Genomic DNA, 13869 nt, shown 5'->3' with positions numbered 1-13869 from the left:
GCGGCCGAGCGCAGCCGGACTCGGAACTCATTTTCAGTATCGAGCTGAGCGTTTCCCGTGAAACCATCCTGCGTGCCAGATCCCCAGACCATGTTTTTAAGCTATTAATCTATCAATAGATAGATAAAAGCGTTGGTTGGCTGCGTGCGAGGCAAGAGACGCCGCGAAGGTGATTAGCTTGGACGGAGCCGCCACCGATCGTCGCGAGGTGACCTTTCCCCTGTCGCTGCAGCTTCGAATAGATTCGAAATCGGCAACCGACAGCGCTCGTCGGTGCCGCCCCCGTTGTATGTCTGGATTGCGCCGGTCCGCGTAAAATCCCTGGCGCGTTGTCAATCTGAATCCTTTGTCCATGCCCGTCTCCTACACCCGCAAACAGATCACGGATTGGTTAGGCTCCCATACAGTGACGAAAGCTTGCGACTATGTGCACGCCGTCTCGGAGCTGAAGTGGGAGGACGACTATACAACGCTTACGGGAAAGGTCCAGGGCACGCGATCGCGCCCCTATGATGCCTGGATCGTGTTCAACGACGTCGACGAGGATATGTGGATCGAAAACGAATGCACGTGCCCGGTCGGCTTCGAGTGCAAGCACGTGGCTGCTCTGCTGATCGCGGGTCTTGAACACCTGCCGAAGCAACCTGCATCGGGCGTGCGGCCTGAGCTGGTGACCTGGCTGGAAGGGTTTCGTGCCGCCCGCACGGCACCCGTCGCCCGCAGTAAAAAGCCCGCGACGGTCAAAGCTACGCACGCACTGGCGTATGTGATCGCCGGTTCGTATCGCGGCGGCCCGGAAATTTTTATCTACAAGGCCCGCGTGAACGCCGACGGCACGATTCGCTCCTTCGACGATCCGTGGCGGAATGTCGAAAATGCACTCGTCAAACCGCCGAAATTTGTCGCCGAAGAAGACTTACCTGTCCTGCGTGGATTGTGGCTGGACCGTTCCGGCGAATATACCGGCAGCTTCGGGCTGCAAGGCACAACCGGCGCCGCCGTTCTGGAAAAGCTCATCGCGACCGGCCGCGCGTTCGTCTCGCCAACGGCAAACCCCATGCACTCCGGCGAGCCGTGCGCGCTGCATACCGGGCCCTTGCGCCGCGGACAGATCGCATGGCATTCCCTGCCGGATACCCGTGTACGACCCGTTCTGCAAACTGAGCCACCCGCCACGCTCCTGCTGAGCGCGCCCCAGCCGTGCTGGTACCTGGATGCGCAATCAGGGGAAGCGGGTCCGATCGATTTACCCTGGTCGGCCGCGCAGCTCGGAGAATTTTTGACGATGCCGCCCATCACGCTCGACGAAGCCGCGCTCGTTGGCACGGTGTTGCAAGAGGTGGCGCCGGATTTGCCTCGACCGCCCACGCATGACGTGGCGAGCGTGCGGGTTATTAACGCCACACCGGTCCCGAAGCTAGCGCTCGATACACGACCAACCTGGGCATCCGGTTGGTCGTCGACGGCGTCGCCGAATGTGCTGGATTTTGCGACCATCATTTTCGACTACGCGGGCCATGCTCTCGATGCGCAGAGCAATGTCACGCTCATAAGCACACCAGACGGCGATGTGATCCAGATCAAACGACAGCTCGACGTCGAGCAACGCCGCCTGATGGAACTGCACAAAGCCGGCCTGCGAAAAGTTCCAGCCAGTCGGGCCCATGGCCCCCATCCGTTTCCCGATGGCATGCTAGCCCCGCAGAACCTCGATGACTGGCCCGCCTTCACCAAGATTGCGCTGCCCGCGCTGCGTGAGAATGGCTGGCAGGTAGCCATGACGGACACGTTCCGCCACAACGTGATCGAAATCGAAGCGATCGACGGCGTTCTGCATCAGGCCGGTGACGGCTGGTTCGATGTCGAGATGGGCATCACGGTCAACGACCGTATCGTGCGACTGGAGCCGTTGCTGGCCGATCTGTTTCGACGTGATGCACGGTGGCTCTCGGGCGGACTCGATGCGATTGCCGACGACGAGGCTATCGAACTGAAGACCGACCGCAACGAACGGCTGCGCTTGCGGGCCGACCGGCTCAAACCTGTCGTGCGCGTACTGATCGATCTGTTCGACACGATCGGTGAAGGCGAGCTGCGCATCTCGGAGTGGGACGCGGCCCGGCTCGATGCGCTGGACCGAATCGGCCGCTGGCAATTTCATGGTGACACGTCTATCCGCCAGTGTGCTCAGCGCCTGATGGCCGGTCCCGGCGTGAGCGAGGTGCCCGTGCCACACGGATTGCAGGCCGAACTTCGCCCGTATCAGCGTCAGGGACTGAGCTGGATGCAGTTCCTGCGCGAACATGATCTGTCGGGCGTGCTGGCCGACGACATGGGGCTCGGCAAGACAGTGCAGACCCTCTCGCACATTCTCGCCGAAAAAGAAGCCGGGCGGCTGGATCGCCCCGCCTTGATCGTCGTGCCGACTACGCTGGTGCACAACTGGCGCGTGGAAGCACAGCGATTCACGCCGGATCTGCGCGTGCTTGACCTGCACGGCCCCCAGCGTCATGAACGTTTCGATGAAATCACCGGGCACGATCTCATTCTGACGACCTACGCATTGCTATGGCGTGATCAATCGGTCCTTGTCAAACACGACTACCACCTGCTGATCCTCGATGAAGCCCAGTACGTCAAGAATGCCGCGACCAAGGCCGCGACGACAATCCGCGAGCTGCGCGCGCGGCACCGCCTTTGCCTGACAGGCACGCCCCTCGAAAACCATCTCGGTGAACTATGGGCTCAGTTCGATTTCCTGTTGCCCGGCTTTCTCGGAACGCATAAGGATTTCACCAGACGCTGGCGTTCGCCAATCGAAAAGAATGGCGATACCATCCGGCGTGATCTGCTCGCGCGGCGTATTCGCCCCTTCATGTTGCGGCGGCGCAAGGATGAGGTCGCCACCGAGTTGCCGCCCAAGACGACCATCGTGCGCTCCGTCGAACTCGAAGGCGCGCAGCGCGACCTCTATGAAATCGTCCGTGCCGCGATGCAAGAAAAGATACGAGCGGCCGTCACCGCGAAAGGGCTCGCACGCAGTCACATCATCGTGCTCGATGCATTGCTCAAGCTGCGCCAGGTCTGCTGTGATCCGCGGCTCGTCAAGCTCAAGCAGGCTGCTCGCATCAAAGAATCGGCCAAGCTGGAGCTGCTGCTGAATATGCTGCCCGAACTGATCGAGGAAGGCCGACGTATCCTGCTGTTCTCGCAGTTCACCGGTATGCTCGAGCTCATCGCTGCCGCCCTCGATGTCGCTCAAATTCAGTACGTCGTACTGACTGGCGAGACGACCGATCGCGTGACCCCGGTCCGACGTTTTCAGCAAGGTGAGGCGCCGCTTTTTTTGATCAGTCTGAAAGCCGGTGGTGTCGGCTTGAATCTGACGACGGCCGATACCGTAATTCACTACGATCCATGGTGGAATCCCGCCGTCGAAAATCAGGCAACCGATCGCGCGCATCGTCTGGGGCAAGACAAGCCCGTGTTCGTCTATAAGCTGATCACGGCCGGCAGCGTCGAAGAGAAAATCGTCGTGATGCAGCAGCAAAAAGCCGCACTCGCCGACGCGATCCTCTCCGAGGATGCCGCCGGCGCCGTCAAGTTCTCAGCCGATGACCTCGAGGCACTATTTGAGCCGATCCCCGCAGCGCCCGCTGCTTCATCCGCAACCAAGCCTCGTTCGCGCGGCAAAACGGTCACCGTCGACGGCTGAACTCCCGCGGCCAACAATCAGGACCCCGACAACTGGATCCCGTCATTGGACGGTTGAATTCGCTACGCACTATGCCAGGAAAGCCTTGTCCGGAAGCGGTTTGACGGGGAATTTTCACTTTTCGGGGGATGGGCAAAAATGCCCAGGTCGTGCGCAGGCCCAGTTGCCAGCGGGCACATCGGGATAGCGTCATAGAAGCCCGGCGGGACCTCGTCATTCCGAGGACATCGTCGCACCAGCGTTCCGACACTGGGCGTGGCTAAAATGGGTGATGAATTTCCGCTGAGCATTCTCTTCAGGCAAAGGCGAACAGATGTTTCACCTGTTGCGCTTATTGCATTTCTGACATTCTCTGGTTTACAAAACTAAACGAGAGGGTATCCCATGGCAACGAAGAATAGAATCCGGGAGGTGTGGTTCAATTCGGCCAACTGCTGGATGCCATGCGCGTAACGCTGGGTCACATTCGCCATAATCTGGAGATTGGCATTTGCAATTGAGGAAGCGTGAAGGGCGCATTCGAATCGGCCTTACAGCAAGGGCAATCTGCTGCGCAAGGCGTTTCTGCGTTTATCCCGTACTTTTCATATTGGCTGAACGCTTCGTTGAGAATGTCCGCCTCGGTCGCGCGGACATCGAGAAAAAGTGCCGACTGTATGCCGCAGCCTTTTCCGGGAGCTCGGCAAAAAACGTCGATTCCCAGCCAAAAAAGTCGCTGGGTCTCGCAGCGGTCCCAGCCTCCAAACGGTGAAGACGCTGTGGGAGGAGAGCAGCACCGTGGCAAAAGCTGCTTGTTGAGGAATAAAAGGTAACATCGACTGCTCCTATAACGTAAAAAACCGATTGGTTGCCAGTTGCTGCCCGATAGCGCATCACCAGAACGCTAGATCAGCATGCCGCGGTAGCGCATTCGCCCAAGCTGTAGCTGGGTTTCCTTATACCCTACTCGCTCGTAGCTTGTCGGCCGATTCGAGCAAGTCATCAGATAAGAGACCAGAGCGCACCGCACAGAACCGGCGCACGGCAAACGCGGCTTGCCAGCATCGAACGTTCCCAGCGGCGCTCTCGTCGCGCCGTGTTCGATATCAATTTCCGCTCTTGTCCGCCCCAGGCCGCTGTGCCGCCGCGTCCACCACCGACATGGAAGCCGTGAGACGTAGGAAGCCGATGCGCGGGATTCCCTGGGCACCGCGTTAGTTTCGAGTCAAGACGGGATGCGCTGACGGATGCCGCCCAACATAGTCATTCGGCGACCGTCGGGACGGCCGTTTCGGGTCCGAAACCCGTTGCTGGCGTCCGAGCCTACACCTGCCGCGATCCGCTCGACATCCGCAAGTCGATTGACACCAGGAAGCCGGCCTCAGGCGATCTGGTATTTGTCGGCCGGCACTGTACGAAGGGTGAAGTAGCTTAAATTGGGATGGTACTCATCCCCTGCAGGTCATTGCCGTTCTAAATTCAGTCCGGTCGATCTTCGTTCAGAGCGAATGCGAAATCACCGACAGCCGGTCAAGAAGTTTTCGGCCCCTTATCAATATATCTGCCTCCGCATTCGCGTCGCAAATGCGAAGCACCCGTGATTTCCAGTAGCTCGGCTGGTTGATCAAACAATTATCAGAAAACGCCCTCTTTGATGTTTCCAAGACTGCGACGACTGCCTCAATGTGCGAAAGCTCTCTTCTTTTAAGCTCGCTCACGTTCATATAAATCCCGGGTGCTATTACACCTTTTGAAACTTCCGCGCGCGCTCTCGGGTCGGGAATAATGCGATCCAGATCGCGCTCACATGCGACCCGCAGCAGCCGTAGTCTTCTCCGATAGCGAGAAGTCACGGTGGTCGTTGGCATCGCCGCGATACCGATGCCTCCCAAAGGCCATCCGATCTTCTCGACGTACCTCCGGTTTATCTAACTCGAGGATAATCGCCGACAGCATCGAACCTCTACATGTCAGTGGTTCGGCCCATCGCAATAACACGCTCGGCCATCCGGATATTCGCGTAGTCGATGAGCTTTCCGTCAACCTGTATGGCACCACGCCCTTCCTTCTCCGCTTCAGTCAGCGCGGCGATGACGCGTTGAGCATTACGCAGTTCGTCGTCGCTCGGAACAAATGCGCTATGCGTCGCATTAATCTGGCATGGGTGAATAACCTGTTTGCCGTCATATCCGAGTGTTGCGGCCTTGATTGCCAACGCGGAGGTCAACGTAACGTCACGGAACGCCCCGCAAGGTCCATCGATTGCTCTAAGGCGGTGAGCCCGGGCTGCGACCAGAATGCGCATCATCGGATACGCCCACATGTCGAGCGCCGTACTTGAGCAATCCCCTTGCTGCGAGCGGGACGTCAGTTGATACGCCGGATGCGAGAGCCCGATGTCGATTCCTTTTGCGCCAATCGATGCTGAAAAGTCGCCTACGCCGAAGTGCAGCGACTCGATCAAGGGCGATTGCCCGGCAATCTGTTCACAGTTCACGAGTCCGAGAGCCGTTTCTATCATGACTTCGAGACCGACTGGCGTTGATCGATGTTGGCCGTACCTGCCAACCATCCCGACCACGCTATCGATGTCGGCTGTCCGCTCAACTTTCGGAACGAGAAGCGTATCGAGCCGCGGCGCGGACATCGACAACCGTGAAATTTCCGTTTCAATAGTTCCGCTGCCCGGCACATTGACGCGAACACTCACCGTTTTTTTGCCCCAGTCGAGCTCGTTGATCGCTTCGATGGCGCCGATGAGCGCGGCCTCTTTTTGATCTTGCGGAACGGCATCCTCCAGATCAAGAAAGACCGCATCCGCGGCACTACGAGCGGCTGATTCGACCATGCGACGTTGATTCGCCGGCACCGCAAGAAAGGTTCGGGTTACACGCATGGAAAACGAGTCCTGTAACGGTTCGGGGGTACATCAAGCGATGCGCAGGCGAGACGGATGCAATCCCAGTTCTCCGAGAATCGCGTCTGTGTGCTCTCCCACGTCAGGTACGCTTCTCATTGCAGGCGAAAGTCCGTCAACAATTATCGGGGGCAGAAATACCTCGAGCGGGCCCTCTGGGCTGCCAATCGACGTCACTCGTCCGCGTTCGTGCAATTGTGGATGCGCGAGGAATTCCTCGACCGTGTTCATACGTCCATTAGCGATTGCCGCTTGCTCAAGAAGGTCGCTTAGCTCGCCGCTCGTCCATTTAGCGAAGTTATCGTTGATCAACGCCTCGAGTGCCGCCCGATTTCGCACGCGATCAGGATTCGTCGCGAAGCGCGGATCGGTTCGCACCTTCGGGTCTCGTAGAACCTTTTCACAAAAGCTACGCCATTCCCGTTCGTTCTGGATGCCGAAGAACATGGTCTTTCCGTCGCCCGCGGTAAATGGACCATATGGCGCGATCGTCGCGTGACGAGCACCTGAGCGTTCGACCGGCTTTCCGCTGTCGCGCGTGTAATACGCCGGGTAGCTCATCCATTCCGCCATCGCGTCGAACAATGAAACTTCAAATGCAGTTCCCTTGCCTGTGCGCTCGCGGCGATAGAGCGCAAGCAGAATTCCATTCAGCGCGTACATGCCAGTCGCGATATCGACAATGGACAAACCGCACTTCGCCTGCTCATCAGGCGTTCCATTGATCGACAAGAACCCGGTTTCGCACTGAACCAGAAGATCGTAGGCTTTCTTCTGCGCGTACGGTCCTGTCGATCCGTAACCCGAAATATCACAGGCTATGAGGCGCGGATAGCGTTCGACGAGGGCTTTGGCATCGAGACCGAGCCGCTTCGCCGCGCCCGGGGCGAGATTCTGAATGAACACGTCCGCGCGCGGCAATAACTCGTCTAGTACCTCCTGCCCAAAGTCGGATTTCACGTCTAGCGCCAGACTCTCTTTCGAACGGTTCGCCCACACAAATTGACTCGACAAACCGTGCATCGCCGTGTCGTATCCGCGAGCAAAATCTCCGCCGCCGGGTCTTTCGATCTTGATGACGCGTGCACCCCAATCAGCAAGATGCCGACTTGCGAGCGGAGCAGCGATCGCCTGCTCTAGCGATACCACGGTAATGTTTTCCAGAGGAAGTTTCATTTGCGACGCTTTCTCACGTTGGTTGACGACGGTCTAACGGGGAGCTTGTTTGCTCGCGCCCATCTCCTGGAAGCAGTTTCCCGCAGGCCAAGCGGTATGTGAACCATCGAGTTTCGAAAGCCGCGTTCACAAAAGAAGAATTGCGTGTGCGTTGTTATGACAGTTCCGACGGGGACCGATCCGCTGCTCGAGTCGTATCAGGCCACGCGGTTCGCGGTGCGTTGCTCCAAAAAACTCGCTACGTTCGCGGAAACAGCCAGTGCAAGCGCTTCGACCGTGGAAGCACTTGCCCAGGCCACATGAGGTGTCAGCAAGAGGTTGTCAGGTCGACCGGTGACAAAACGATGCTTTTCGTGCGGTGGCTCGACCTGCAACACGTCTAGCGCAGCGCCAGCGATGACTTGACTGAGCAGTGCCGCTTCGAGCGCCCGTTCATCGACGAGCGCTCCTCGCGCGGTGTTGATCAGCACTGCCGTGCGACGCATCATTGAAAGCTCCCGTTCGCCAATCAGACCCTGCGTGTCAGGGGACAAAGGGCAGTGCAGTGAGATCACATCGCTTGTTGCAAGTACATGTTCGAATGCGGTATAGCCGGGCCGAACTTCGGTTCTGCCTTTGCGCTCGCTTAGCAGTACCCGCATACCCAAGGCGGTCGCCATCCTCATGACCTCCGTGCCTATTGCGCCCGAACCGATCAGGCCGAGTGTGGCGCCGCGGACCTCGCGGATGGGCGCGCCGTGAACACAAAATACGGGAGAGGCAGTCCAAGCGGACGACGACGCCAATTGGCTATAAGAAAGCATTTGCCTTCGCAGCATGAAGATGCAGCCAATGACGTGCTCGGCCACACTCGAAGCAGCGTATGCCGGCACGTTCGAGACTTGAACGCCGCGTTCTCGACAATAAGCTACGTCCACACTGTCGTAGCCGCTTGCAGCGACGCAGATGTACTTGAGCCGCGGAAGTTGACGCAGCGTATCCGCACGCAATGGCACCTTGTTCGTGATCGCGATATCAGCATCGGCAAGGGCGTCGAGAAGCTCATGTTCGCGGGTAGTTGCCCGGTCTGTCCAGCGGTCGGCGGCGCGGGGCCGCGGTACGCGCACGGGCAGCGTCGCGCTGTCGAGAAAGACGATATGGCTCATGTCAGTGGATATCTCCCACGTTCGATTGCGCCCTGCGCCTCTGGCGCAAGGCCCGGGTATGAACGTTGCAAATGCCGGACGAAATTTTGTGCCGAGCGCGGCAATGCGTCGAAGTCACGATAGCCGATCAAACTTTCCAGCCTCGCCCATTCATCGGAGAATGGAACGACCTTGTAGCCGAAGCTCTCATCCGGCGTGCCCACGGTTACGTCCGACATGACTGCAATGCCGACCCCGGAACGCACCATCGTGCGCATCGCATCGAAGCTCGTGACCTGAAGACGGATGCGCAACTTGCGCTGAAGGTCCGCGGCGTACGATTGCATCATCCGGAAGATCAGGCTGCCTTCGTGGAAAGCGATGAGATCGTAGTCCAGCGTCTCGGCGAACGAGACTTCACTGCGGTCTGCCAGCGCGTGCTGCAAGGGCACCACGGCGACAAGGTTCGAACGTCTGAACGGTTGCACAACGAGTCCAGCTGTCGAAACGCCCGACCAGAACACACCCAGATCCGCGATGCCGTCGCGTAACGCACGAACGATGAACGGGGTGCTCCACTCTTCCAGATGAACGTCGATCTGCGGGTAGGCTTCCAGAAACGTACGAATGGTCGGACCGAGGAAACCGACGATCGCAGTACTATTGGCGAAAACGCGAACTTCGCCCTTCGAGCCGTCACCGAATTCGCTCATCTGCGCGCGCATGCGGGCCATCACCAGCATCATGTCCTTCGCGTGCGTAACGAGTTCGAGTCCAGCGGGCGTCGGCCGCACTCCCATGTTGCGGCGTTCGAGCAATTGCACGCCGAGCACGTCCTCGAGATCGCTGATCCGCTTACTGACGGCGGACGTCGCAATAAAGTGACGTTCGGCCGCTCGCGCGAGATTTCGCTCCTCAATCACCGTCAGGAATATTTTTAGCGTAACGAGGTCGATCCGCATGCAGGGTCCGTAATGCGTCGGCGACGCGACAATTGCGCACGCAGCCTTACTTCGATGATCAAGCGCCGCGCACGCAACTGGCCGCCTCAGCCGTGGTTAAGCGTAATTGTCTTGAGGGTCGTGAAGCTCAATAGACCCTCCATCCCCTTTTCGCGGCCATAGCCGCTTTGCTTGACTCCGCCGAATGGCAACTCTATGCCCCCGCCCGCGCCGTAGCAGTTGATAAAAACCTGGCCTCCATGAAATGCGTGAGCCAGTCTCATTTGACGGCCGCCGTCACGAGTCCAGATTCCTGCGACAAGCCCGAAGGCGGTATCGTTGGCGAGATCAACGGCCTCGGCTTCGTCTGCAAAGGGCATCGCAACGAGTACCGGCCCGAACACTTCGTCCTGGGCCAACGTGTGCTTGTGCGGTACGTCACGCAGGAGAACAGGCGGCTGAAAGTAGCCTCCTTGCGCGGCATCCGGAGCAAGTTTTGCGGTCGCGGCGAAGCGGATGTTGTCGGCCTCTGCCCTGGCAAGGAAAGTTTTTACACGATCCAGCTGGGCCGCGTTTATCAGAGGTCCGCAGTCGTAATCCCCGTCTGCGGGGCCCGCTGTGACAGCCTCGAAGCTCCGCGCGAGTCGTTCGATAAGCTCCTCATAGAGTGACGACTGCACCAGCAATCGGCTGCCGGCCGAACACGTCTGGCCGCTGTTTTGCACGATCGCGTTTCGAATGACCGGCAATGCGGCATCCAGATCGACGTCGTCGAAGACGATCTGCGGGGATTTGCCGCCGAGTTCGAGGGTCACCGGGCAATGATGTCGAGCCGCGGCCTGCGCGACGGCTGTACCGGTGGCCGGCGAGCCCGTGAAGGAAATATGCGCAATGCCCGGATGTTCGGCGAGCGCGGCGCCGGCCTCCCGGCCATAACCTGTCACGATGTTCAGCACGCCCGCGGGCAAACCCGCTTCGGCTGCCAGTTCGGCCAGCTTGAGATACGAAAGGCACGCATCTTCGGCTGGCTTGACCACACATGCGTTGCCCGCCGCGAGCGAAGCGGCGACACTGCGGCCGAACATTGCCGCTGGATAATTCCAGGGAATGATATGCCCGGTTACACCATGCGGTTCGCGGACGGCTAGCACAGTGTGCCCGTGCAGGAATGGAATGGTCTCCCCATGCAGTTTGTCGCAGGCGCCAGCATAGAATTCCAGGTAGCGAGCGCATACGGTGATGTCTGCCGCAGCTTGCTTGAGTGGCTTGCCAGTGTCCTCCGATTCAATTCGCGTGAGCGACTCGTGATTGTCGAGTATGAGTTGACCGAGTCGCGCGAGAATGCGGCCGCGCTCGACCGGACCGGTACGCCGCCAGGTCGTGTCGAACGCTTTGCGCGCTGCGCGAACTGCAGCATCGATGTCAGCCGCATTGCCCCGCGCGATGCGAGTGAATTCAAGGCCAGTGGACGGGTTGACCACCGCTATCGTCTCGCCATTCGAAGGAGCCGACCACTGATTGGCGATGAAGTGTTGGGCTGTCACGTTAGATCCCCTGTACCGAGATTTCACGTTCTTCACGGCGTTCGCCGGCACGCAGAATCCCATCATCGCTTTCGATGGGAAGGGGTGCCCAGTTTGTAGAACGCACGAAGTCGCCGCGAGGTTTCTCGACATCATGTGGACGGTTGGCAACCCGGTTGTAAGTGATGTACGCCTGCCAACGGTCTTCCGCCGACATATTCACGCCAGAGCCATGAATAGTGAGGCAATGAAACAGCACCAGTGTGCCCGCTTTGCCGACAATCGGCACTGGCGCACCGGACGTCTCCAGAATCTGCTTGATGTGTTCACGCTGCACGGCACGTTGAGGCAGTTGGTATGCGGCCTGGCTATCGTCATAGTAGTGCTCCACGAGACCCAGTTTATGGCTCCCGGGGATCATATAGAGCGAGCCGTGAATTTCCTGCGTGTCGCTGAGCATCACCATGGCTGTCAGCATGTCGTTCTCCGGGTAACCATCGTGTACCCAGTAGCCGAAGTCCTGATGCCAGAGCCAGCCCGTGCCCTCCAGCGCCGACTTGGTGTTCACCTTCGTGTGGGCGATATACACCTCGTCGCTGCCGAGCGTCTGCATTACAGGCCGCAGCAGACGCGGTGTGCGCGTCAATGCCCGATACTGCGGCGAGGCAACCGGACCGTCTTCTTCGTGCACTCGAAAAATAGAGCGGATCGCGCCCGTGCGCTCTCGAAAGACCGAGTCCGCCTCAATGGCGCTTAGACGTTCGGTGTCCCGCCTCAGCGCTTGCACTTCTTCCCTGCTATAGCAATCCGGAATTACGATAAATCCGTCACGGTGATAATCCGCAATCTGTCCTTTTGTCAGTTCCATCTCGTCTCCTTGTTTAACGGGACCAGCCTACGAAGCCAGTCTAAAACAGCAGACGCTGCTTCTGATTGTCCAATCGCGATGACGGCATTGCCAAGTTGAGAATGGCCCGATCACCTCCTGCTCTTGCATACTTGCCGTGCGCACTGGATCGGAGTTGCTTAAGGCAAGTGGCGCGAACAGAAGCGTAGCGAGAGAGCCGCCAAACTTATTATGGAGCGAGACATGTCAATCAACCCTACGGCCGCCATGCCTTACGCGGAAGCACCGCTAGACGAGCGCCGCGTCTATTCAAAGGTGTCGTGGCGACTCATCCCCTTTCTGCTGATGTGCTACACGGCCGGATACCTCGATCGGGTGAACGTCGGTTTCGCGAAACTACAAATGCTCGATCAATTGAAGTTCAGCGAGACGGTCTACGGGCTTGGGGCGGGCATCTTCTTTATCGGCTATGTGATCTTTGAAGTTCCAAGCAACATCGTGATGCACAAGGTGGGCGCCAGGGTCTGGATTGCGCGGATCATGATCACGTGGGGGCTCATTTCGGCGGCAATGGTATTCGTCAAAACGCCGACCACGTTTTACGTGATGCGGTTCCTTCTAGGGGTAGCGGAAGCCGGGTTTCTGCCTGGAATCCTGTTGTATTTGACGTACTGGTATCCGCCGTCGCGGCGTGGAAGCATCATCGCGCTCTTCCTCGGCGGAATCCCGCTTGCCGGTATGCTCGGCGGTCCCCTGTCTGGCTGGATCATGCAAGCGTTCTCCAATATGAACGGATGGTCCGGATGGCAGATGATGTTTCTACTCGAAGCTCTTCCGTCGGTGCTGCTCGGCATCGCCGTATTTTTTGTATTGGGCAACGATGTCCGCTCCGCTAAATGGCTGACTGAATCCGAGAAGAATTTGCTGGAGGCGAATCTTCAACTCGAGACCCCGGACGCTCAGGTACATTCGCTGCGCGGCGCTTTCACCGAACTGCGCACCTGGATCTTGTGCGTGATGTATGCCTTTATCCTGATGGGTGAATATGGCGTTCTTTTCTGGATGCCAACCATCATCAAGGATACCGGCGTTTCCGATCCACTTCAGGTCGGCTTGCTTACGGCCATTCCGTATACCGCGACCGTAATTGCAATGTTTCTGGTCGGGCGGCACTCGGACCGGACACGTGAGCGCCGGTGGCATCTCGCCTTGCCCGGTGTTGTTGCCGCAGTGGGCCTCGCGCTCGCCGCGATGTATCCGCACAGCACCGTTATGGCCGTAGTCGGCTTGACGATCGGCACAATGGGCGTCCTCGCTGTCGTATCGCAGTTCTGGACCCTGCCTCCGGCTCTGCTAGGTGGCATCGCGGCCGCTGCAGGCATCGCGCTCGTCAACTCGGTCGGCAACCTTGCCGGCTTCGTCAGCCCCTACATGCTCGGGTGGATCAAGCAAAGCACCGGCACGACGAGCATCGGACTTTATATACTCGCCGCAAGCATGCTCGTCGGAAGCCTGATCGTTTTCTGCTTTCCCTCGCGCTTGGTCGATCGTTAACACTCGACGGCGATGAGTCAACGGTCGTCCGCTCGGCACTGGCGAATTTCGGTGCCGAGCGCCAAAGCGTGGCTTGATCGGAAGCGAGCCATG

8 protein-coding genes are annotated in these 13869 nt (G+C 58.7%); 2 read left to right on the top strand and 6 right to left on the bottom strand.

Features of this window, described 5'->3' with window-relative positions; translation table 11 throughout:
• Positions 1-352: 352 nt before the first annotated feature.
• Entirely contained in the window at positions 353-3715 is a 3363-nt protein-coding gene (locus tag AWB74_RS16290) for a DEAD/DEAH box helicase (RefSeq protein WP_061147781.1), read from the top strand.
• A gap of 1942 nt (positions 3716-5657) precedes the next feature.
• Here AWB74_RS16290 and AWB74_RS16285 read toward each other — a convergent pair.
• The 6 genes from AWB74_RS16285 to AWB74_RS16260 all read right to left on the bottom strand — a co-directional run bounded on the left by AWB74_RS16285 (position 5658) and on the right by AWB74_RS16260 (position 12243).
• Positions 5658-6590, bottom strand: coding sequence for an HpcH/HpaI aldolase/citrate lyase family protein (locus AWB74_RS16285; RefSeq protein WP_061147780.1), 933 nt, complete (start codon positions 6588-6590; stop codon positions 5658-5660).
• Between the two features lie 33 nt (positions 6591-6623).
• Positions 6624-7787 (bottom strand): CaiB/BaiF CoA transferase family protein, encoded by a 1164-nt coding sequence (locus tag AWB74_RS16280; protein ID WP_061147779.1) that lies wholly within the window; start codon positions 7785-7787, stop codon positions 6624-6626.
• A gap of 197 nt (positions 7788-7984) precedes the next feature.
• Complete coding sequence (locus tag AWB74_RS16275) at positions 7985-8932, bottom strand: D-2-hydroxyacid dehydrogenase (RefSeq protein WP_061147778.1); 948 nt, start codon at positions 8930-8932, stop codon at positions 7985-7987.
• Positions 8929-9873 (bottom strand): LysR family transcriptional regulator, encoded by a 945-nt coding sequence (locus tag AWB74_RS16270; protein WP_061147777.1) that lies wholly within the window; start codon positions 9871-9873, stop codon positions 8929-8931. Before AWB74_RS16270 ends, AWB74_RS16275 begins: the two co-directional genes overlap by 4 nt.
• Before the next feature lie 86 nt (positions 9874-9959).
• Entirely contained in the window at positions 9960-11396 is a 1437-nt protein-coding gene (locus AWB74_RS16265) for an aldehyde dehydrogenase family protein (RefSeq protein ID WP_061147776.1), read from the bottom strand.
• Position 11397: 1 nt separating this feature from the next.
• Positions 11398-12243, bottom strand: a complete 846-nt coding sequence (locus AWB74_RS16260; protein WP_061147775.1) for a phytanoyl-CoA dioxygenase family protein — start codon at positions 12241-12243, stop codon at positions 11398-11400.
• Positions 12244-12465: 222 nt separating this feature from the next.
• Here AWB74_RS16260 and AWB74_RS16255 point away from each other — a divergent pair, with 222 nt between their 5' ends.
• Complete coding sequence (locus tag AWB74_RS16255; RefSeq protein WP_087039054.1) at positions 12466-13776, top strand: MFS transporter; 1311 nt, start codon at positions 12466-12468, stop codon at positions 13774-13776.
• Positions 13777-13869: the final 93 nt, after the last annotated feature.

Origin of the sequence: Caballeronia arvi (genome assembly GCF_001544695.2) — a bacterium.
In the GTDB taxonomy this organism is placed as follows: domain Bacteria; phylum Pseudomonadota; class Gammaproteobacteria; order Burkholderiales; family Burkholderiaceae; genus Caballeronia; species Caballeronia arvi.
This window is presented reverse-complemented; position numbering and strand designations above follow the sequence as displayed.

Bases quoted from the DNA above. Each gene is read 5' to 3' on its own strand.
- AWB74_RS16285 (WP_061147780.1), bottom strand. From the start codon at position 6,590: ATGCGTGTAACCCGAACCTTTCTTGCGGTGCCGGCGAATCAACGTCGC.
- AWB74_RS16280 (WP_061147779.1), bottom strand. From the start codon at position 7,787: ATGAAACTTCCTCTGGAAAACATTACCGTGGTATCGCTAGAGCAGGCG.
- AWB74_RS16275 (WP_061147778.1), bottom strand. From the start codon at position 8,932: ATGAGCCATATCGTCTTTCTCGACAGCGCGACGCTGCCCGTGCGCGTA.
- AWB74_RS16290 (WP_061147781.1), top strand. From the start codon at position 353: ATGCCCGTCTCCTACACCCGCAAACAGATCACGGATTGGTTAGGCTCC.
- AWB74_RS16255 (WP_087039054.1), top strand. From the start codon at position 12,466: ATGTCAATCAACCCTACGGCCGCCATGCCTTACGCGGAAGCACCGCTA.
- AWB74_RS16260 (WP_061147775.1), bottom strand. From the start codon at position 12,243: ATGGAACTGACAAAAGGACAGATTGCGGATTATCACCGTGACGGATTT.
- AWB74_RS16270 (WP_061147777.1), bottom strand. From the start codon at position 9,873: ATGCGGATCGACCTCGTTACGCTAAAAATATTCCTGACGGTGATTGAG.